General features: G+C 33.5%; 26 protein-coding genes. 10 read left to right on the top strand and 16 right to left on the bottom strand.

The features are described from left to right. Positions 1 to 27 precede the first annotated feature (27 nt). The 6 genes from C5F49_RS04515 to aspS form a co-directional block, all read right to left on the bottom strand. Entirely contained in the window at positions 28 to 291 is a 264-nt protein-coding gene (locus C5F49_RS04515) for a hypothetical protein (RefSeq protein WP_179363534.1), read from the bottom strand. Further along, positions 288 to 1,697, bottom strand: coding sequence for an Asp-tRNA(Asn)/Glu-tRNA(Gln) amidotransferase subunit GatB (gatB, locus tag C5F49_RS04510; RefSeq protein ID WP_179363533.1), 1,410 nt, complete (start codon positions 1,695 to 1,697; stop codon positions 288 to 290). Before gatB ends, C5F49_RS04515 begins: the two co-directional genes overlap by 4 nt. Next, positions 1,694 to 3,139 carry an Asp-tRNA(Asn)/Glu-tRNA(Gln) amidotransferase subunit GatA gene (gene gatA / locus C5F49_RS04505; protein WP_179363532.1) on the bottom strand — a complete coding sequence of 482 codons (1,446 nt, stop codon included), beginning with the start codon at positions 3,137 to 3,139 and terminating at the stop codon, positions 1,694 to 1,696. The genes gatB and gatA overlap by 4 nt, the downstream gene beginning before the upstream one ends. Next, complete coding sequence (locus C5F49_RS04500; RefSeq protein ID WP_179363531.1) at positions 3,136 to 3,405, bottom strand: Asp-tRNA(Asn)/Glu-tRNA(Gln) amidotransferase subunit GatC; 270 nt, start codon at positions 3,403 to 3,405, stop codon at positions 3,136 to 3,138. Before C5F49_RS04500 ends, gatA begins: the two co-directional genes overlap by 4 nt. Positions 3,406 to 3,590: 185 nt before the next feature. Then, positions 3,591 to 3,977 carry a hypothetical protein gene (locus C5F49_RS04495; RefSeq protein ID WP_179363530.1) on the bottom strand — a complete coding sequence of 129 codons (387 nt, stop codon included), beginning with the start codon at positions 3,975 to 3,977 and terminating at the stop codon, positions 3,591 to 3,593. A 28-nt stretch (positions 3,978 to 4,005) separates the two neighbouring features. Further along, the gene (gene aspS, locus C5F49_RS04490; RefSeq protein WP_179363529.1) at positions 4,006 to 5,316 is read right to left on the bottom strand and encodes an aspartate--tRNA(Asn) ligase; all 1,311 of its coding nucleotides are present in this window, start codon (positions 5,314 to 5,316) and stop codon (positions 4,006 to 4,008) included. A gap of 121 nt (positions 5,317 to 5,437) precedes the next feature. Between aspS and C5F49_RS04485 the strand changes: the two genes are divergently transcribed. From C5F49_RS04485 to C5F49_RS04475, 3 genes are read left to right on the top strand one after another with little or no spacing between them, the layout of a single operon-like run. After that, on the top strand, positions 5,438 to 5,617 hold the full coding sequence (locus tag C5F49_RS04485) for a hypothetical protein (protein ID WP_246275395.1): 180 nt from the start codon (positions 5,438 to 5,440) through the stop codon (positions 5,615 to 5,617). Between the two features lie 47 nt (positions 5,618 to 5,664). Further along, the gene (locus tag C5F49_RS04480; protein ID WP_179363527.1) at positions 5,665 to 5,877 is read left to right on the top strand and encodes a hypothetical protein; all 213 of its coding nucleotides are present in this window, start codon (positions 5,665 to 5,667) and stop codon (positions 5,875 to 5,877) included. 26 nt (positions 5,878 to 5,903) lie between these two features. Then, positions 5,904 to 6,929 (top strand): formate--phosphoribosylaminoimidazolecarboxamide ligase, encoded by a 1,026-nt coding sequence (locus C5F49_RS04475; protein WP_179363526.1) that lies wholly within the window; start codon positions 5,904 to 5,906, stop codon positions 6,927 to 6,929. Here the strand turns inward: C5F49_RS04475 and phnE are convergent. From phnE to C5F49_RS04440, 7 genes are all read right to left on the bottom strand, one after another. Then, the gene (gene phnE, locus C5F49_RS04470) at positions 6,919 to 7,734 is read right to left on the bottom strand and encodes a phosphonate ABC transporter, permease protein PhnE (RefSeq protein ID WP_246275394.1); all 816 of its coding nucleotides are present in this window, start codon (positions 7,732 to 7,734) and stop codon (positions 6,919 to 6,921) included. The genes C5F49_RS04475 and phnE overlap by 11 nt on opposite strands. Then, on the bottom strand, positions 7,715 to 8,545 hold the full coding sequence (locus C5F49_RS04465; RefSeq protein WP_179363525.1) for a phosphonate ABC transporter ATP-binding protein: 831 nt from the start codon (positions 8,543 to 8,545) through the stop codon (positions 7,715 to 7,717). The genes phnE and C5F49_RS04465 overlap by 20 nt, the downstream gene beginning before the upstream one ends. A 17-nt stretch (positions 8,546 to 8,562) precedes the next feature. Continuing rightward, on the bottom strand, positions 8,563 to 9,651 hold the full coding sequence (locus C5F49_RS04460) for a phosphate/phosphite/phosphonate ABC transporter substrate-binding protein (RefSeq protein WP_179363524.1): 1,089 nt from the start codon (positions 9,649 to 9,651) through the stop codon (positions 8,563 to 8,565). A 201-nt stretch (positions 9,652 to 9,852) separates the two neighbouring features. Next, positions 9,853 to 10,203 (bottom strand): helix-turn-helix domain-containing protein, encoded by a 351-nt coding sequence (locus C5F49_RS04455; protein WP_179363523.1) that lies wholly within the window; start codon positions 10,201 to 10,203, stop codon positions 9,853 to 9,855. A gap of 8 nt (positions 10,204 to 10,211) precedes the next feature. After that, positions 10,212 to 10,541, bottom strand: coding sequence for an ArsR/SmtB family transcription factor (locus tag C5F49_RS04450; RefSeq protein WP_179363522.1), 330 nt, complete (start codon positions 10,539 to 10,541; stop codon positions 10,212 to 10,214). Between the two features lie 71 nt (positions 10,542 to 10,612). After that, positions 10,613 to 11,341, bottom strand: a complete 729-nt coding sequence (locus tag C5F49_RS04445; RefSeq protein ID WP_179363521.1) for a CbtA family protein — start codon at positions 11,339 to 11,341, stop codon at positions 10,613 to 10,615. A gap of 12 nt (positions 11,342 to 11,353) precedes the next feature. Continuing rightward, complete coding sequence (locus C5F49_RS04440; RefSeq protein WP_179363520.1) at positions 11,354 to 11,569, bottom strand: CbtB domain-containing protein; 216 nt, start codon at positions 11,567 to 11,569, stop codon at positions 11,354 to 11,356. 145 nt (positions 11,570 to 11,714) lie between these two features. Between C5F49_RS04440 and C5F49_RS04435 the strand changes: the two genes are divergently transcribed. From C5F49_RS04435 to prf1, 3 genes are read left to right on the top strand one after another with little or no spacing between them, the layout of a single operon-like run. After that, positions 11,715 to 12,485, top strand: coding sequence for a response regulator (locus C5F49_RS04435; RefSeq protein ID WP_179363519.1), 771 nt, complete (start codon positions 11,715 to 11,717; stop codon positions 12,483 to 12,485). 46 nt (positions 12,486 to 12,531) lie between these two features. Continuing rightward, positions 12,532 to 13,176: a DsbA family protein gene (locus tag C5F49_RS04430; RefSeq protein ID WP_179363518.1), complete on the top strand. Its 645-nt coding sequence runs from the start codon at positions 12,532 to 12,534 to the stop codon at positions 13,174 to 13,176. A gap of 49 nt (positions 13,177 to 13,225) precedes the next feature. Next, on the top strand, positions 13,226 to 14,506 hold the full coding sequence (gene prf1, locus C5F49_RS04425) for a peptide chain release factor aRF-1 (RefSeq protein WP_179363517.1): 1,281 nt from the start codon (positions 13,226 to 13,228) through the stop codon (positions 14,504 to 14,506). Here prf1 and C5F49_RS04420 read toward each other — a convergent pair. Beyond that, positions 14,499 to 14,903, bottom strand: a complete 405-nt coding sequence (locus C5F49_RS04420) for an HIT domain-containing protein (protein WP_179363516.1) — start codon at positions 14,901 to 14,903, stop codon at positions 14,499 to 14,501. The two genes, prf1 and C5F49_RS04420, sit on opposite strands and share 8 nt — an antisense overlap. A gap of 369 nt (positions 14,904 to 15,272) precedes the next feature. Between C5F49_RS04420 and C5F49_RS04415 the strand changes: the two genes are divergently transcribed. Beyond that, positions 15,273 to 15,869, top strand: a complete 597-nt coding sequence (locus C5F49_RS04415) for a protein-disulfide isomerase (RefSeq protein ID WP_179363515.1) — start codon at positions 15,273 to 15,275, stop codon at positions 15,867 to 15,869. 4 nt (positions 15,870 to 15,873) lie between these two features. Here C5F49_RS04415 and C5F49_RS04410 read toward each other — a convergent pair whose 3' ends face one another. Then, positions 15,874 to 16,074: a hypothetical protein gene (locus tag C5F49_RS04410; RefSeq protein ID WP_179363514.1), complete on the bottom strand. Its 201-nt coding sequence runs from the start codon at positions 16,072 to 16,074 to the stop codon at positions 15,874 to 15,876. A gap of 85 nt (positions 16,075 to 16,159) precedes the next feature. After that, positions 16,160 to 16,300, bottom strand: a complete 141-nt coding sequence (locus C5F49_RS04405) for a hypothetical protein (protein WP_179363513.1) — start codon at positions 16,298 to 16,300, stop codon at positions 16,160 to 16,162. A gap of 135 nt (positions 16,301 to 16,435) precedes the next feature. On the opposite strand from C5F49_RS04405, the gene ilvD reads away from it, so the two are divergent. The 3 genes from ilvD (at position 16,436) to C5F49_RS04390 (ending at position 18,893) form a co-directional block, all read left to right on the top strand. Further along, positions 16,436 to 18,109, top strand: a complete 1,674-nt coding sequence (gene ilvD / locus C5F49_RS04400; RefSeq protein ID WP_179363512.1) for a dihydroxy-acid dehydratase — start codon at positions 16,436 to 16,438, stop codon at positions 18,107 to 18,109. A gap of 338 nt (positions 18,110 to 18,447) precedes the next feature. Then, positions 18,448 to 18,660: a hypothetical protein gene (locus tag C5F49_RS04395; protein ID WP_179363511.1), complete on the top strand. Its 213-nt coding sequence runs from the start codon at positions 18,448 to 18,450 to the stop codon at positions 18,658 to 18,660. Between the two features lie 35 nt (positions 18,661 to 18,695). Next, on the top strand, positions 18,696 to 18,893 hold the full coding sequence (locus tag C5F49_RS04390; protein ID WP_179363510.1) for a hypothetical protein: 198 nt from the start codon (positions 18,696 to 18,698) through the stop codon (positions 18,891 to 18,893). Positions 18,894 to 18,901 lie beyond the last annotated feature (8 nt).

The raw sequence follows: 18,901 nt of genomic DNA, 5'->3' as shown, positions 1-18,901 counted from the left end.
ACTCGAGCAGAGTAAAAAGATTGTTTATTATGAAATATCAATTCCCAATCTCCTTGCACATGCAATAGCTGCTTTTCCGGCATCTTCATCAATTCCAACTAATTCTAGTTTTTGAGTCCATTCAGTTGCAGCTCCCATCGTATTTTCACGATAATATTCTCTCAAAATTGTGCCTATTTCAGCATCTAATTTGCGTCTAGTAGCATCATTCATCCCTGCCTGAAGAATTGTCGCATCAGATGTTGCCAAGATTTTGATAAATTCAATGTTTTCCAAAGACAGTTTAGTCATTGAACATCAATTTGTTTTTTCAAGATATCAAGAGTCAATACAGGATCTGCTTTTCCTTTAGTTTTCTGCATTACTTTACCCACCAAATAGTTGATAGTTTGAGGATTTGATTTGGCTTGCTCAACTGCTTGTGGTTCTTCTGAAATTACTTGAATAATGATTCCAGATAATTCAGATTCGTCTGAAACATTTCCAAGATCAAGTTCTGAAATTACAGTAGTCAAATCTTTACCCGTTTTTAATATTTCATGTAAGGCATTTTTAGAGGAGTTTCTTGAAACTTTTCCTGATTGTATAGCATCAGCAAGTTCTCTCAGATGAGCTGATGAAAACTTTGATGCTTCTCGTTTTTCACGAGTATCAACCAACCCCATCAATTCAGTTGTGATTATATTTGCCACCTCTTTAGCATTTGAATCAGTATGTGCATCTTCAAACAAATCAGAATAATATTTATCAGAAGATAAAACCTCAGCTACTTGTGCAGGGATATTGTATTTTGAAATATAACGTTCTTTTTTAGAACTAATACTTTCAGGCATTTCAGTTTGCAATTTCTTTTGAATTTCAGGATCAATTGTTACCCAAGGAATATCACCTTCTAAGAAATATCGATAGTCAAGATCTTCTTCTTTAGAACGGGAAGATACTGTAATCTTTCGTCTATCATCCCAATGACGGGTTTCTTGTATTATTTCAATATCTCTAGACTGAAGACTTTCTTGTCGTGTAATTTCAAAATGAACTGCTTTTTCCAAATCATGAAATGAACCAATATTTTTAATTTCAACTTTTTTTCCACCTTTAATTGATACATTTGCATCTGCCCTCATTGCACCCTCTAAACTAGGATCAGCAACTCCAAGATTTGCAAGAATATCAGATAGAATATTTAGGAAATCTCTAACTTCCTTTGGAGTCTCAAAATCAGGTTCTGTAACAATTTCAACCAAAGGTGTGCCTGCACGATTGTAATCTACTAGAGTTATCTGATTTTTAGATGAACTTCCTTCGTAAATTAGTCGACCAGGATCCTCTTCAAGCTGAATTCTCGTTATTCTTATTTTTTTATCACCAATCATAACAGAGCCAGTACCGCCCACACTAGTATCTCCATAAATGTTCAATTGGGTTATTTGAAAATTTTTAGGAGAATCAGGATAAAAATAATTTTTTCTAAAAAATGCAATTTTTTCAGGAGTAGTGCAGTTTAAAGCCATTGCAATTATTGTTGCTTTTTTTACAGCTTCTTGATTTAATCGGGGTAAACTTCCTGGCAACCCCATACATACAGGACAAATGTTTTCATTGATTTGAAATTCTCTATAGTTTGCTTTACATGAACAAAATAATTTACTATTCAAATTTGTTAATTGACAGTGAATTTCTAATCCAATCATTGTCATAGTGGCACCTCCGGTAAACTTACGGTCTGTTCTAATGCATATGCTGCTTGAAGTAATGATTTGTCATTCATTGAATCTGCCATCAACTGAATTCCAATAGGCAACCCGTTTGAAATAGTATAGGGAATTGATATTGCAGGTTTTCCAGTAAGATTTGCAGTTACCGTATTAATGTCAACTAAAAATAAAGATATAGGATCATCAATCTTTTCACCGAGTTTGAATGGTAAAACTGGGACAGTTGGAGAAATCAGAAAATCAAATTTCTTAAATGCATCATTGACTTCTTTTGTAAGTTTACTTTTTACTTTGAGTGCCTTTAAGAAATATTTTCCAGCCTGTCCTGCAGATGGAACAAATCCACCAATAATCATCCTCCTTGTAACCTCAGGTCCAAATTTACGTCTGGCCTTTGAAATGTATGAATTAAACTCGTAACCTTCCAATGGAAAATCATAACCATATCTTAGATTATCATATCTTGCCAGATTACTTCCAGCTTCAGTTGCAGTAATTGTATAATATGCTGCAACAGAATATTTTACCATATCAAGAGACATTTCTTCGCAAATTGCCCCCAACCCTTCTAATTTTGCAATAGCATCTTTTGTTGCAGATAATACTGCCGGATCAATACCTTCTCCAATCATCTCTTTAATTATGCCTATTTTTTTGCCTTCTATGCCTGATTCTATGCCTGTTAGATAATCTTCATTTTTGTTATTAATTGTCGTATTATCATTAGGATCAATTCCTGAAATGAGATTTAACATGAATGCAGTATCCTTTACTGTTCTTGTGAGAGGACCAATCTGTTCAATACTATTTGCATAAGAAATTAACCCATATCTGCTAATCAATCCATAGGTTGGCTTGTAACCAACTGTAGAACAAAAACTTGCAGGATTTCTTACAGAACCGCCAGTATCAGAACCTAAAGATGCAACACATTCCAATGCACTAACAGATACAGCACTGCCTCCTGACGAGCCACCAGGGACACGTTCAGTATCCCACGGATTTTTGCTGGGACCATATGCACTAAACTCTGTTGTAAGACCCATAGCAAACTCATCCATGTTTACCTTTCCAACAAATACTGCATCTTGTTTTTTTAATTTTGAAATTACAGTAGCATCATACGGTGCAATAAAATTCTCAAGCATTTTGGATGCACACGTAGTTTTTGAATCTTTAATGCAGAGATTATCCTTTATCGATATAGGCATTCCAAAACAATCCCCAACTTTTTCACCTGATTTTATTTTTTTATCAATTGTTCTGGCTTGATCAATTGCATCATCATTTATAGATAAAAAAGCATGTAGTTTATCATCAACACTTTGAATTCGCTCCATAGTCTTTGCAACAAAATCTTCTGCAGAGATATTTCCTGTTTTTACTTCTTGAATATAATCAAGGGCAGAGATATTTAGATTCATGAAGACATCTTTGGTGCACGAACGTATGTTCCCTTGTAGTGATTGAGTTTTTCTATTAATTTATCATCAAATGGAATGTATTCATCTTCTCGCAATTGAGAGATTGAAATCTCAGGCATTGAAATTTCTTCAGATTCAACTCCTGCAGAATCTAAAATATCAAAATAATTAATCATATTATGGACTTTTTCAACATATTCTTCATGATCATCAATCTCGATTCGCATTAATTTTGAAACGTGTTCTATCTCTTCCTCAGTTACCATGTCATACTCCTAGGAGTCAATCCGCCATTAAGGTAAGTCTCAGATAAAATAACAGTCATTTCATGACTAAATTTCATAATACTCAAAGGGTAATTTTGCAACTCTAAAACCATGATATTATCAAGTGTTTTTTACATTTTAAAAATCTTGGTCATTTCTTTTTCTCTAGTTCCTTGATTTTACAATCATTCAAAGACGCCATCAACTAGATCACGACATTCTGGAACTTTAGATAATTTATCCCTCAAAGTATCAAGTGGAATGTTAAACCTCCCTAAGGGTTGATGATCATTGTCTGTAACGTTTACCATTCCCGAACTTGTAAATAATCTCAACCAGGATATTTGAGGGAAGACCTCAAAGGAATAATCCTTAGAGTCAGTATGTAGTGTAAATCTAACAAATATCATTCCTTCTTTGTGCTTTCCAATGTCAAATAGAACTCTTGAGCCGTTTATTGTTTCAGGTTTGTTCTTGAAAAATGCTATTGCAGAATCTCCGATATTTGTAATTCCACATTCTTCTTCACCGTTAGCAAAGATTCCAATACCAGACTCACAAGCACCACTCATTTTCTTAAAGACAATAACGGTTGTTGAATCAAGGTGTTAATCTATCCACATCTCGTGGATAAAATGTAGTATCACGAATATTTTCAGTACCTGTTAAAACCATAATTAATCTCTCCAATCCTATCCCACATCCGGCGTGGGGAGGAACTCCATAATCAAATGCTGCCAAGTGATATTCAAACGCATCAGTTTTCATACCTTTGTTTTTCATTCTCTCAGCTAACTCATCACGTTTTTCAATTCTTGTACTGCCAGAAGACAATTCTAAATCACCATACATCAAATCAAATGATTCTGAAACTTTGGGGTTGGATTTACTATCTTTTACGTAAAATGGTTTTGGTGCAAGAGGCCAGTCAGTAATAAAATAAAATCCATCTAGTCCTATTTTTTTGAGATTTGATGGATACAAGTCATCACCCCATTCTGTTTTTGCACCTGCTTTTTGCATTCTATCAATTAAATCATCATAAGTATATCGAGGAATTATATCAGGAATTTGGATTGTAGGGAATTCAGAATCAGGATTATCTTTCACATAGTCATTAACAGCACTAATTGAAACTTTGATAATTTCTTCAATTCTATTCATTACATCAGTGTAATCAACAAATGCTTCTTCCAAATCAATAGAAATTGCTTCAGCTAAATGACGATTTGTTCTCGAAGGTTCGGCTCTAAAAATAGGTGCAATCTCAAAAACTTTTTCAAAACTCATCGTCAATTGTTCTTTGTACAATTGGGGACTCTGAGCTAAGAATGCTTCTTTGTTGTAATAGAAAATTGGAAATAATGCAGCACCACCTTCAGTGGCCGTTGCAATCATTTTCGGAGTGTTAATTTCAACAAAGTTTTGATTTCCAAAATAATCTCGAATTGATTTTAAAACTAAACTTCTTGTTTTGAAAATATGTTGTAGAACATCACGTCTAAGATCAATAGGTCTGACCTCCAATCTAGTATCAATATTTTTTACTGTTTTTACAGTGGGCTCAAAAGGAGGAATTTTTTCAACATCCGAGAACACTCTTAGTTCGGTTGGAATTATTTCATAACCACTAGGTGCTTTTTCAGATGCCTTGACATTTCCAACAATTGCAATAGACGAATGTGCTTTTAATGCAGAGATTTTTTCGCGAATAGCATCAGGGCAATCTCCTTTTTTTGCAACAATAGAAAGATCACCATTTTTGTCCCGTAATGTAGCAAAACTGATGTTTCCATGTCCACGAATAGTCAAGACCCAACCCATTACAGTGACAGAAGTTCCATCCATAGAGGAGTTTATTTCATCAGAATAATGAGATCTACGTAAAGTTCCTAATTCAGTTTCTATCATAATTTACAATATTCCAGATATCATGGTGTAATTAATTTTTATATAAAATAGTGAACCATTTCCTTAATTTTCATAATGCTTATAGCCAGTAAAAATTCCACAAAAAAACAAGTTGAACATATTGATTCTTTTAGTAATTGCAATGTTTCTCATTGTAGGAGTATACGTAGGATATCACGCATCTCAACAAGCTGGCGAAGGGGAAGAACACAATGTCATCATAGAATTAGAAATATTTAATGAAAGATCTGGAGTGATTCAAATTTATCAAAACCCAGAACTCAGAAAATCAATGCTCTAGCAGTAAAGCCGGATTTATATTAAATTGTAATAATTATTCATAAAGTCATGACACTTTCAAATAAAGAAAAAATTATAGCAATAATTTCTAATGGAATTGCAGTGTTTTCATTACTCCAAGAAAGAGACGAATTACCAAAAAATACAACAATGTATGATTTTGTACTAAAGGTAATTCCTGAGGATGTAAAATCAGAATTAAGTGTGGAATTAATAGATGAAGTGTTCCAATATGTCACAACTGCACATAATAGTTCATAAAGTACAAGGACACACTCAAAATATCAATGACTGCAATTGCAACATTAGGCTCACATTGTTCTTTACAGGTTCTAAAAGGAGCAAAAGATGAAGGGTTGAAAACAATTCTTGTGTGTGAAAAAAAACGTGAAAAACTATACAAAAGATTCCCATTTATCGATGAATTAATTATCGTAGACTCATTCAAAGAAGTATTAGATCAAAAATGCCAAACAATTCTTGAAGAAAATAATGCAGTCCTAATACCTCATGGAACATTGGTTGCACAAATGAGTTCTGAAGAAATTGAATCAATCAAAACCCCTGTCTTCGGGAACAAATGGATTCTAAGATGGGAATCAGACAGAGAAATGAAAGAGAAACTAATGAGAGAGGCAAAACTTCCAATGCCCGAGCCAGTTACAGAACCAAGTCAAATTGAAAAATTAGTAATTGTAAAAAGACAAGGAGCTGCAGGTGGAAAAGGCTACTTTATGGCAGCAAATGAAGAAGATTACAATAGTAAAAGAAATCAATTGATTTCAGAAGGAATAATTTCTAAAGATGAAACTCTGTACATTCAAGAATATGCAGCAGGTGTTTTAGCTTATTTGACATTTTTCTATTCTCCATTAAAAGAAGAATTAGAATTCTTCGGAGTTGATCAAAGACATGAATCCGACATTGAAGGGTTGGGAAGAATACCAGCAGAACAACAAATGAAATCAAATAAAGTTCCATCATTTAATGTGATTGGAAACAGCCCTCTTGTTTTACGAGAATCATTGTTAGACGAAGTATATAAAATGGGAGAAAATTTTGTAAAAGCTGCAAAAAGAGTTGTAGCCCCAGGAATGAATGGTCCATTTTGTATCGAAGGAGTTTATGATGAAAATGCAAACTTTACATCTTTTGAATTTTCAGCAAGAATAGTTGCAGGTTCTAACATCTACATGGATGGCTCCCCCTACTATTCTCTACTATTCAATGAAACTATGAGTATGGGGAAAAGAATTGCAAGAGAGGTCAAGACAGCTACAGAATTAAACCAATTAGATAAAATTACAACGTAAATTTTTTTGTAGTAACTTCCATCCCATGTTGGGATTTTACAATAAATTTATCTCGCATTTTAACACTAGCCCAATCAATTCCCAAAACCACTATCAACACAACAAACATGAACACAGCAACTTTTCCATATTCAAAGAATTTGATATATTGTACAACGTAAAAACCAATACCTCCTGCACCTACAATACCCAAAATAGTACTTTGACGAACATTGTAATCAAACATGTAAAGCATTTGACCAAGAAGATGTGAGGCAGATTCAGGAATTACAACATATCTAATTAATTGGAATTTTGAAACGCCAATAGAAGTGACAGCATCCATAGGATCAGAATCAATAGTTTCAATCGATTCGTATTGTAATTTAGTTACAAATCCAATTGTGTATAGAATTATTGCCAGGACACCAGCAAACGGTCCCAATCCAACAACAATTACAAATAACATTGCCCATAGAATTGAAGGAAACGTGCGAATTATCGCTAAAAATGCTCTAATTGGAGCATAAACGAATTTGTTATTCAAGTTACGTGCAGCAAGCATACTAAATGGCAATCCAATAACAACACCAATTACAGTTCCAATGAAAGCCATTTGCAATGTTTCAAGCATTGCTAAAAGAGCAGTTGGAACATATTTCATATTATCAATAATATTTTCTAAAACTAGGATTTCTTCAAGAACAATTCCAAGATTAGGTAAACCTTCAGCAAATTCTAAAGGATTAGCTTCAACATTATAGGATGCAATAAGAACGAGTCCCACAATAATCCCAATTACAATATTATTTTTTGGTGTCATCATCATACATCTCCATTATTTCTTCAGTAGTCATATCTCCTGTTTGAAAATCAACAATAGTGTCACCCTCAACGCCTATTTCTAAAATTTTATGACCTTCCTTAATCACTGCAACCCTGTTTGCATATTCTAATGCTAATTGCATATCATGATGGACCATGATAGCAGTCAAATTCATTTGTTTTTGAGCATCAGCAACTAAATCCATTATTTCTTTTGCAGTAACATGATCAAGTTCTGAAACAATTTCATCTGCTAACAAAATAGTGGGTTTTTGCATCAATGCTCTGGCAATAGCAACTCTACGTTTTTCACCACCACTTAACATGTAGGTTTTTCTGTTTTCTTTGCCCGTTAGTCCAACAAGTGAAATTATTCTTTTAGCTTCAATGATTTCATGTTCAGGGAATTTTTTTAAAAATGACTGTATTTTATTTAATCTAGGCAAAGATCCAATTAAAATATTATCAAGTACTGTGATATTTTTTACCAACCCTAAACTTTGAGGGATGTATCCTATTGTATGCATCATTTTTTTAAATTTTTTATTGTTCATGTCAGGTGTAGTGTAATCAATTTTAATTACCCCACTACTTGGAACCATCATTCCATTCATTAATTTCAGTAGAGTTGATTTTCCAGAGCCTGATTGACCAACAATGGCATAATTAGTTCCCCTATCAATTGAAAGATTAATTTTTTCTAATGCAAAATTCTTGGAATCATATGATGTAGATACATCACTCATCTGGATGATTTTATTTGTAGAAATTAATGAAAAAGAAGGGTTTTGGGTCATCTGAATTTGTTTCATTTCCAGAATCCCGGGTTTTATTTGCTCTTGTTATATTTATCAAGGATTTTCTGATCAAGGCCTGTTAAAGCATCGATAAAACTACCAAACTCACCAATGTGCATAGTAGTAGTTGTTGGAACTAGAGCTTCTGCACCATACAAGTCAGTCAAAATATGATTATTTTCATCATAATTGAGTTGAATTAATGCATCAACTAGTGCTTTTTTGGTAGAGTCAGACATGTCTGAACTTACCATAAACACATGTGATGGTACAGGTCCAATTGTTGTAACTGGACGTAACTTTACTTGATCTTCTAATTCAAGATATTTTTGCGGAGCAATATCTGAACCAAATGCAACATCTACTTTACCATTAAGAAGTAACTGTAATGCAGCTTTGTATCCGCCTGCAAAAGTATAACTTTCAAAGTTATTTGCCAATGCAGATTCCAAAGCAACAATGTCATCACCTTCAATTGTAATGTGTCCATCAGTAACTAGGGTTCCCATAGGTCTAACAAAACCAGAGGAACCAGTTATGCTGGTAAATGCCACTTTTTTTCCAACCGTATCTTCTAAGGATTGAATTGAATCATTGTTAGCAAGTGCCCAAACAGTTGCTTGATAATTTACTTTACCTGCAACAAGTTCAGCCATTACAGCTTCTGCACCGGTTCTTTGATGGGTAATCCATGCAGGACCAGTATCCATAAAGGCAGCATCAATATGACCAAATCTCATTCCTTCAATGATAGTTTCATAGTTTGTTGGAACAACAATTTCAACATCTATACCAAGTTCATGTTCTAGAAATGTTTCTAGTGCTTGAGCTTTTGGAGTTAATTCATCAGCTTTTTCAACTGGAATAAATCCGATGGTAAGAGGTTCTGAAATTGTAGTTTTTGATTCAGATGAAACATTAATGATTCCACTTTCTAATAGAAATTCAATTCCATTTAGAAAAGTTTCATCATCTAGTGCACCATCAGCCCACCAACCAGCATTTGTTTTAATCCATTCAGGGACTAAACTTTCAGCTTGGACTGTCTGAGTTAATGGTACAGACAAAACACCAACTGCTGCAAATACAGCAATCAATGTTATTGTAAGTTGTCGTTTCATGATTAACAAAAAATTAGGATAAGCTAAATTATTTAAATTAAGGTTTCATTTTTAATTCTCATTCTAAATCTATAGAATGAGAATATAATTACTTGATAGGCTCGATTTGTATAATATGCTCAACAATAGTAAGGATAATTAAATTAGAAATATCACATTGCTAAAAATAGTAACAAAGACAATTGGTCTTAAATTATATTTTTATGAATTGGATTTAGGATTAGAAGTGTTTGAGTACAAATTTAGACTAGGTTCCAAATCCTCCAATGTAATTTCCACCTTGCCTATTCTACTCCGATAAAGTTTGATTTTTTTACCCTCTGTAGAAATAACATACTTGTCAATCTCAGCAAGAGCGAGATCCTCAAGTGTGGACAATGTTTTGTAAACAGTTGAAAGTGAAATTTTCAATTCATCAGAAATTTGTGTCGCATCTTTTGATTCATTTTTGACTGAAAATAATACAGATCTAGTACATACATTGCTAAGGGATTCAATAATTCTCTGAGTAATGTCAAATTCAGATAGTTGGATTATGGTTGGTTTTTGCATAAAATCACTTAATTTGGAATTAATGTTAAAACAGGTTCAGGTTTTCTAATGGAGATATCAGCCTTACTTATTCTACTTCGATAAACTTTGTATTTTCTCCCCTTATCAGATAGCATCCATTGTTCAACTTCAATTAGTGTTAATTCCTCAAGATCTTTCAATTTTTTATACACTGAACTTAGAGGGATTTTTAATTTGTAGGATAGTTCAGCTGCAGTGTTACCTTTCTTAATGATTGAAAACAGAATTGCCCTTGACTCAGAATCAGCCAATGCTTCTATTACTTTTTGAGTGATATCATATTTTTTTAATTGTGGCAAAGTTAATTTTCTTGACATGCAAATATGAGAAATATTGTCCATCTATTTAAACGGGCTGTAATCATTCTCATTCTAGAGAGTTAGAATAATTATGAATACTGAGTTGTTTCTTTTCTAGATTCAAAACGATTCCAGAACAAACCCAAAATTATACCTACAGAAATCCAAAATGACGAAACACCAAGTACAGACATTAATCTAAATTCATTTACCAAATTCATTGGGGCAGTAATTTCATCGGGGTTTTCAGGCATTATGAAGAATACAGCGCTAATGAAAATACCATATCCAATTAAAGATATGAATTTTTTATTATTTTCTAATTTCTTAGACACTTTGTAAAATACCAATGCACCTATTCCAGAGATTGCAATAAAGGATAGATACAGAATTGCTCGAAGAACTACAGTTTCAGCATCACCAACTGTTGGAGGATTTGCAGGATATTTCAAAAAAGGTATTAGATATAGAGTAAACCACATAATTCCTGCAAGTAGTAGAGATTTTTTTACATCATGATTTCCAGGGAGTGTATTTCTAGACAATGCAAAAACAATTCCAAAAAGAGCACCAACAGATGTTCCCAAAATTACACCAGCTAAAATTTGACCACTTTTTTGCCACGTTCGATATCCTTCATATTCAATCCAAAACTCTGCATTGTCTTCTTCTTCTCCAGAATCAAAGAGATTTTGATTTTCAATTCCAATTGCCTGATCAAGATATGGTTCTACTATGGCAAAATTCACAGTTCCATGAATGAATCCTGCAAAAGCGCCAGAGAGCAAAACAATAGTGATAAAAATAATGGTTTTCAAGATTAAGGATTCCTAATGACAAGGAAAGCCAGCTGCATGTCTCATATCATGAGTAAGCTCATGAATGTAAAGGTCTGTAAATGCTTGCTCGCCATAAACTAGACTAAAGATATGTCCTTGATCAAATCCAACAACAAACAATCCTGCTGCAAATACAATTGCCAATGCCAGAATTGCTAATTTTGAAACACCAGTCTTTGAAATACTGATTTGTTGTGATTCAGACATGAAAATCATCTTTCTCTGAATATATTTAAGCTCTTGGATGCCGGTATTATTTATAAAGAAATCAGATTATTTTCACGAAATCTGTTTGTATAAGATCTAACATACTGTTCCTTTTGATACAAAAAATTATCATAATAATAGGATAATGAGCACAACCGGGATAGATTCTTCAGATAAAGAATATGAAAATCAACTTTCAGAGATCATCCAAGGTGAGCTGATCAATCTGTATGGAGGTGACGGATACAATTCAATTATGCAAACTATGGTAAAAATTAGCGGTAGAAGAGAAGAAGAGATTATTACAAATTATGATTTATTTGCAGAATTAACAGAAGGTGTTTTTGGCAGATTAGCAGAATCAAAGATTCTAGGTCCAATTAAATTAGAAATGTTAAAAATTGGTGAAGAAAATATACAACAAAAACAAACACCAGAAAAAAAATCATTGAAATTATTAATTGCAGATGATGAACCAGCCATTCTAACATTATACAAGACATTTCTGGAAGGGAAAGGTAAAGAAATCACAACTGCCACTGATGGAAAAAAATGTGTAGACATCTACAAGAGAACATCAAATGAATCAGAGAATTGTTTTGATGTAGTTATTTTAGATCAAAAAATGCCATTTATGACAGGTTTGGAAGCTGCAATAGAAATTCTAAATATCAATCCACGTCAAAAAATTATATTTGCATCAGGGTATCTTGAAAAAACATTACTTGAAGTATTAACAAAGATTGATAGAGCAATTGCAGTGATAGAAAAACCGTTTTCACTAGACGTATTAGATCATATGATTAACAATACAGAATTGTTCAATAAATTAGATAAAATTAACATCAATCAAGAAGAAAAAGATATCAAGACAAAGTTATCAGAAATAATGGTCGTATTAGAAAACCAAATTTAGAATACAATTAGACAAGATATTTACTTGAAATAAAATTTGTTCTTGTATGACACAGTTGTACTTGCTAGCAATTCCCATAGTAATTGGAATAATTACAGGAATGTTTTTGGCATTTTATCCAGAAACTGAAACAAACTCCAGTCTACTTACAACCTCAAATTTGATTGATGATGGCTCGCCCATTATGGGCAATTCAAATGCACCTATCACAATCTTAGAGTGGGGAGACTATCAATGCACATTTTGTTACAAATTTCATCAAAATACACTAGAGACAATTCAAGAAGATTTTATCAATACGGGTAAAGTCAAATTAGTTTTCAAAGACTTTCCATTAAATGGTCCTGATTCACTTCTTGCAGCAGAAGCAACATACTGTGCAGAAGACCAAGGAAAGTATTGGCAATATCATGACGAACTATACATCAATTGGGGTGGAGAAAGAACGGGTTGGATAACAAGAGGATCATTAGAAAATTTTGCAAATACTGTGAATTTGGATTTGAATGAATTTAACAAATGTCTAGATGATCACAAATATCAAAACAAAGTAAACGCCATACATGAATTTGGAAAAGAGATTGGAATTGATGCAACACCGTCATTTTTGGTCTTTAATGGAGAAAAAATAATCAAAATTCGAGGAAATCAACCATTAGAAGTATTTCTAAAAACATTTGAAGAGTTATGATTTTAAAAATAATCAAAAAGATATATTCGCAATTTAAGGATAGTACGTAATGCCCAAGATTGACATTGAAAAACAAGATTCTGTTAAAATATACAAAATCAGAAAAACATTAGAAGAATTATCTCAAAAATCTGGCAGAGGTACTGAATTAATTACAGTGTATATTCCAAAAGGAAAACAATTACACGAAATTATTAATTCATTACAACAAGAGCAAGGAACCGCAGATAATATCAAATCAGATTTAACAAGATCACATGTAGTTGATTCACTAGGTAAAGTTGTTCAAAGATTAAAGATGTACAAAAAAACTCCAGATAAAGGACTAGTGGTGTTTTGCGGAGCATTGCCGCCAGAAGAAGGAGGGCCTCTAGGAAGTGAAGTGGTTACAATTTGGGAGATAGACCCACCAAAAGATTTGAATCAATATCTGTACAGATGTGATGATCATTTCCATGTAGATATTCTAAAAGACATGCTAAAAGATGACAACCTGATTGGATTTTTAGCAATTGATGCAAAAGATGCAGGCTGGGGATTACTACATGGAGATAAAATAGAGGTTTTATCCCAAACAGGTTCAGGTGTTGCAGGTAAACACAGGCAAGGTGGACAGTCTGCTAAAAGATTTCAAAAACTAAGGGAGATGGAACTAAGTTATTTTTACAACAGAGTGGCACAAACCACCAGAGAGTATTTTATTGACATTTACCCAGTAAAAGGATTAATCATTTCAGGGCCAGGACCCACCAAAGAGGATTTCATAAATGGGAATTATTTAGAATACAGATTACAAAATAATATTATCAATACAATTGATGCATCATATTCAGGAGCAGAAGGCATAAGAGAAGCTTTTGCAAAATCTGCAGATATTTTAGGAAATTTCAGATTGGTTGAAGAGAAGAAAATGGTCGAGGATTTGTTTAGAGAGATCAACACCAATACCGGAAAAGGATCTTATGGTTTGCAAGAAGTAATAGAGTATCTAAAAAATAATGTTGTTCAAACTTTGTTAATTACAGATAACACGAATCTTCACAGAGTTGAAGGGAAATGTAAGCGTTGTAAACATCTTCAAGAAGAGATAGTTGAAAGACCACTGGTAATTCCAAAAAAGACAGAATTTTCTTCAAAACCATGCCCAGGATGTAATTCTATGGAGGTAGAAGTTAACGAACAAGATGTGGTAGACTATTTACAAATTTTATCTTCAAAAGCTGGCTCTCAGTTAGAAGTTGTTTCAGGTAGTGCAGAGCATGGAAACATGCTTGCAAGTTTAGGAAAAGTTGGAGCAATACTGAGATACAATCCAGGCCATTCTAAATAAGACTGCGAACTTTTTTTGCCAGTTCTAAAAGTTCTTCATCAGATGATATCTGACGTTTAGTCCAAACAGTTCCCTTGCTATTATATCTTGGAATGATGTGGATGTGAACGTGAGGGATAATTTGTTTTGCTGCTCGTCCATTGTTTTGTGCAAGGCTAAACGCATCAGCTCCTGTAGCATCCAAAATAGCCTTTGCAATTTTAGGAACTATTGCAAAAACATTTCCAACATCATTTGAATCCATATCAGTAATTCGTTCATGATGTTTTCTAGGAATTACTAAACTGTGTCCCACATCTATCGGATATTTATCTAAAAATGCAACATGAAATTCATCCTCATATAAGAAATGGCCATCTCGTTTTCCATCCAATATGTCACAAAAAATACATCCCATAAAGAACAGCAATTGGTGATTTTATTTATTATTACTTAATTCAAATAAACATCAGTTAGGCATGTAAAACTCAACTATAGAAAATAAATCCTATTGTTCTAGATTTCTTCTTTTCCACAATGCATGCATCTTTTTGAGGATAATATCTCAAACCACACAAAATCATGAATAAATCCCTCTTTGCAATTCACATGTGCTTTAGTAGAGATATCATTACAAAGAGTCTAGTCAAAAACAGTATCGATCTACATGAACTCTTTTCAAGAAAGATTCACAGATTCAAAATCACTAGAATAGCAATCAATTCTATTTTGAAATGATCAAGTGACGAATGGTTAATTAGGGCAAATTTCAGAGTGGAATTATCCAATGGGCCGAAAAGAAAGACGAGAGCGTGAAGTAAAACGTGAAAACTATGCTACAAAACATTCAGCAGCAAAGAAGAAAGAGACTCTTATCGCAATTGGAGTTTTAGCAATAATTGCAGTAATTGTAGGATATGCAGGATATCTGTTTCTCAATATGACTGAAACTGCACCAGGTGGCCCAGAAAATGCAGGAGCGTTAGGCAGTGAACACTCACATGCAGCAATTTTGGTAAAAATATTTGGTGATACATTTGAATTTTCAGGTCCAGCATTTCAAATCAAATCAAGCTGGATTCATTTTGAAGGTAGAGATGGGTCTACAATTCACAAGCACGCAACAGGAGTTGATCTAGGTTATCTATTTGAAACTCTAGCAATAGGTCTAGATGATCAATGCTACATATTCCCAGATGGAAAACAATTCTGTTCAAATGAAGACTATGAATTAAAATTCTTCATTAACGGAGAACAAGTACCAGACATTAGAGAATATGAAATTGTAGAAGACGACAGAGTGTTAATTGTGTATGGTGCTGAAACACCTGAAGAGATTGAAGCATACTTGTTACAACTAGACAACCAAGTATTAGTAAAATAAAATTCTAAGTTTTATCCTTTGTAGTAAATGATGATGCACTTTTGTCAAACATCATATAATATCCACACATAGAACATCTCAGAACAGTCAACTCAGTTGTAAGGAATTCTTTATCTTCAAATCTTCCACTGAGTTTTACATCATCTCCTGCAATCTCAGCCTTGTTACTCTTGCAAACCGGACATTCTAGTGCTTTTTGTTCCATGAAAATATTCAAAATATTTACAATTTAAACTCAATGAAAGCAATCAATTAGAAAACAGTCAGTAAAGTAGCATATTGAAAATTTCTCAATATCCTTCTTCATCTAAATCAGGTTCAGCATTTACCTTATCAAAACTCATACTCATTTTTTGACAGGACTCGCATTTTTCCATAATGCCAAATTGATTCTTGTATTGACCTTTTCCATCACATCTAAAACAAACCAATATGTTCTAAATTATTTTGATATGAATTAAGTATTCAAATCATATTTGTGCCTAAAACAACATAATTTTGTGTAAAATCATACCATTGACAATCTGACGAAAGTCTAAATTATAGCAATCCAAATTTGTCATATTATGGAAATTTCCAGTAAGAACGTAGTAGATGGAACCGCACGTTCTCCCCATAGAGCAATGTACAAGGCCATGGGGCTAAATGATAATGATCTCAGTAAACAATTCATCGGAGTTTGCCATACAGGAAACGAGGCAACTCCTTGCAACATATTATTGCCAACTTTAGCTGAAGAAGCAAAGAAAGGAGTTGCAGATAATGGAGCAACTCCACGAATATTTTCAACAATTGCAGTCAGTGATGGAATTGCAATGGGTCATGAAGGAATGAAATCTTCTTTAATTTCTCGTGAAGTTATTGCAGATTCTATTGAATTAATGGTTAGAGCCCACCAATATGACGGAATTGTTGGAATAGCTGGTTGTGATAAAAGTTTACCAGGCACCATGATGGCAATGGCAAGATTAAACCTACCATCAGTGTTTGTATATGGCGGAACTATTATGCCAGGAATTTTAGACGGAAAAGAACTAACAGTTGTTGATGTTTATGAAGCAGTAGGCGCATACGATTCAGGTCAAATTTCTTTAGAGATGTTAAAAAATATAGAAAATACAGCATGTCCTAGTTCAGGATCATGTGGTGGAATGTTTACTGCAAACACAATGGCATCAATTTCAGAAGCTATCGGATTAGCACTACCTGGAAGTGCCAGTCCTCCTGCAGAAGATGACCGTAGAAACAAAATGGTTTATGATACAGGTGCTGCATGTGCCAAACTATTAGAATTAAACATCAAACCAAGAGACATAATGACGTATGAAGCATTTGAGAATTCAATTGTAATGCTCAACGCAGTTGGAGGTTCAACTAATGGAATTTTACATTTGTTAGCAATGGCAAATGAAGCAAGAATCAAATTGACATATGATGATTTTGAAAAAATTAGAAAAAAGACACCACATATTGCAGATATGAAACCAGGTGGGAATTATGTAATGAATAGTCTTGATAAGATAGGAGGAATTCCATTTGTTCTCAAAAAACTAGCTGCTAAAGGATTGATAAATGGAGATTGTATCACAGTCACTGGAAAGACAATTCAACAAAATCTTGATTCTATGAATATTCCAGAACCTGAGCAAACTATTATTCGCCCAATTGATAATCCACTTCATTCTGTAGGAACTGCAGTAGTACTCAAAGGAAGTCTTGCACCAGAGGGAGCTGTAATTAAAACAGCAGGAGTAGAGATGACAAAATTTACAGGTAAAGCTAAAGTGTACGATAGAGAAGAATATGCCTTTGATGCAGTTGCAAAGGGAGATGTTGAAGAAGGCGATGTAGTAGTAATCAGATATGAAGGACCAAAAGGAGGACCAGGAATGCGAGAAATGCTTGCAACCACTGCAGCACTTGTAGGTCAAGGTTTAGGTAAAAAAGTTGCAATGGTAACTGATGGACGATTTTCAGGTGGAACTAGAGGATTCATGGTAGGACACGTTGCACCAGAAGCATATGTTGGTGGACCTATTGCTCTTGTGAAAAATGGTGATGAAATTACAATTGATACAGAAACTACAGTAATTGATCTTCATGTTTCAGAAGAAGAGTTGGCAAAAAGAAAAGAATCTTGGAGAAAACCTGCACCAAACTACACGTCAGGTGCATTAGCAAAATATGCAACACTTGTAGGCTCTGCTGCACAAGGTGCAATCACTACTGCAAATCCCTAGAAAGAACAATTTATCCACAAGATTTATAGATCGCAATATCAGACATTCACCAGAGATAACAGGAAAAAGAAATCAATTTATGCTTATCAAATTACTGTTGTCTACTACAGGTTCTCTCTAACAATATTTTAACTTCGAGCTTTATTGGTAAAGTTGCAATGAGTGCATAGATCATTTTCTTTTGTAGAAAATGACAATCCACAATTTGGGCAAACTATAATATCTGTCACACATGCTAGGGTAAAGTCCATCATAAATACCCCTTACAATCAGCAATAAAACAAATAATTTGGATTTTTAATGATTAGATTTAAGTTCAAAATGAATTAACGAGTTTTATGGACATTTACTCTAGTAAATTTGCAATAATTTTGATAATTGTACTAGTAGGAATTTTAGCATTGCAAGTAATGAGTAACAGTAGTAATACTCAGCAACTAATTGATTCAGAAACATGTGAAATTTACATAATGGATGGAAACATTAATGCTAAAAAATATCTCAATGAATTTGATACAAAGTGTCTAGATTTTAAAAATCTAAACAAATAGAAAATTAATTAATAAAACAATTTCCAATATTACTCATGGAAGGACCATCTGAATTAAACTCTGTATTTTGGAATGAGGAAAAAAAATCATGGGATTATAAAATGATAAAAGTTGATGAATATTTTGGATTTACAGAATGCCAGCAATGTAGAAAACCAATGTCACATAACATAAAATCAGATGGGGAATTCAAAATGGTTTATGTAAAATGTGCATGTGCAGAAAGAAAATAATCAAATTA

It is taken from the genome of Nitrosopumilus oxyclinae (assembly GCF_013407165.1).
In the GTDB taxonomy this organism is placed as follows: domain Archaea; phylum Thermoproteota; class Nitrososphaeria; order Nitrososphaerales; family Nitrosopumilaceae; genus Nitrosopumilus; species Nitrosopumilus oxyclinae.
The sequence above is the reverse complement of the archived record's forward strand: the minus strand, read 5'-3'. Positions and strand labels throughout refer to the sequence as shown.

What these genes read in the sequence shown, in the direction of transcription:
- C5F49_RS04515 (WP_179363534.1), bottom strand. Translation starts at nt 291, where the DNA reads ATGACTAAACTGTCTTTGGAAAACATTGAATTTATCAAAATCTTGGCA.
- gatB (WP_179363533.1), bottom strand. Translation starts at nt 1,697, where the DNA reads ATGACAATGATTGGATTAGAAATTCACTGTCAATTAACAAATTTGAAT.
- gatA (WP_179363532.1), bottom strand. Translation starts at nt 3,139, where the DNA reads ATGAATCTAAATATCTCTGCCCTTGATTATATTCAAGAAGTAAAAACA.
- C5F49_RS04500 (WP_179363531.1), bottom strand. Translation starts at nt 3,405, where the DNA reads ATGGTAACTGAGGAAGAGATAGAACACGTTTCAAAATTAATGCGAATC.
- C5F49_RS04495 (WP_179363530.1), bottom strand. Translation starts at nt 3,977, where the DNA reads ATGAGTGGTGCTTGTGAGTCTGGTATTGGAATCTTTGCTAACGGTGAA.
- aspS (WP_179363529.1), bottom strand. Translation starts at nt 5,316, where the DNA reads ATGATAGAAACTGAATTAGGAACTTTACGTAGATCTCATTATTCTGAT.
- C5F49_RS04480 (WP_179363527.1), top strand. Translation starts at nt 5,665, where the DNA reads ATGACACTTTCAAATAAAGAAAAAATTATAGCAATAATTTCTAATGGA.
- C5F49_RS04475 (WP_179363526.1), top strand. Translation starts at nt 5,904, where the DNA reads ATGACTGCAATTGCAACATTAGGCTCACATTGTTCTTTACAGGTTCTA.
- phnE (WP_246275394.1), bottom strand. Translation starts at nt 7,734, where the DNA reads ATGATGACACCAAAAAATAATATTGTAATTGGGATTATTGTGGGACTC.
- C5F49_RS04465 (WP_179363525.1), bottom strand. Translation starts at nt 8,545, where the DNA reads ATGAAACAAATTCAGATGACCCAAAACCCTTCTTTTTCATTAATTTCT.
- C5F49_RS04460 (WP_179363524.1), bottom strand. Translation starts at nt 9,651, where the DNA reads ATGAAACGACAACTTACAATAACATTGATTGCTGTATTTGCAGCAGTT.
- C5F49_RS04455 (WP_179363523.1), bottom strand. Translation starts at nt 10,203, where the DNA reads ATGCAAAAACCAACCATAATCCAACTATCTGAATTTGACATTACTCAG.
- C5F49_RS04450 (WP_179363522.1), bottom strand. Translation starts at nt 10,541, where the DNA reads ATGTCAAGAAAATTAACTTTGCCACAATTAAAAAAATATGATATCACT.
- C5F49_RS04440 (WP_179363520.1), bottom strand. Translation starts at nt 11,569, where the DNA reads ATGTCTGAATCACAACAAATCAGTATTTCAAAGACTGGTGTTTCAAAA.
- C5F49_RS04435 (WP_179363519.1), top strand. Translation starts at nt 11,715, where the DNA reads ATGAGCACAACCGGGATAGATTCTTCAGATAAAGAATATGAAAATCAA.
- C5F49_RS04430 (WP_179363518.1), top strand. Translation starts at nt 12,532, where the DNA reads ATGACACAGTTGTACTTGCTAGCAATTCCCATAGTAATTGGAATAATT.
- prf1 (WP_179363517.1), top strand. Translation starts at nt 13,226, where the DNA reads ATGCCCAAGATTGACATTGAAAAACAAGATTCTGTTAAAATATACAAA.
- C5F49_RS04420 (WP_179363516.1), bottom strand. Translation starts at nt 14,903, where the DNA reads ATGGGATGTATTTTTTGTGACATATTGGATGGAAAACGAGATGGCCAT.
- C5F49_RS04415 (WP_179363515.1), top strand. Translation starts at nt 15,273, where the DNA reads ATGGGCCGAAAAGAAAGACGAGAGCGTGAAGTAAAACGTGAAAACTAT.
- C5F49_RS04410 (WP_179363514.1), bottom strand. Translation starts at nt 16,074, where the DNA reads ATGGAACAAAAAGCACTAGAATGTCCGGTTTGCAAGAGTAACAAGGCT.
- ilvD (WP_179363512.1), top strand. Translation starts at nt 16,436, where the DNA reads ATGGAAATTTCCAGTAAGAACGTAGTAGATGGAACCGCACGTTCTCCC.
- C5F49_RS04395 (WP_179363511.1), top strand. Translation starts at nt 18,448, where the DNA reads ATGGACATTTACTCTAGTAAATTTGCAATAATTTTGATAATTGTACTA.
- C5F49_RS04390 (WP_179363510.1), top strand. Translation starts at nt 18,696, where the DNA reads ATGGAAGGACCATCTGAATTAAACTCTGTATTTTGGAATGAGGAAAAA.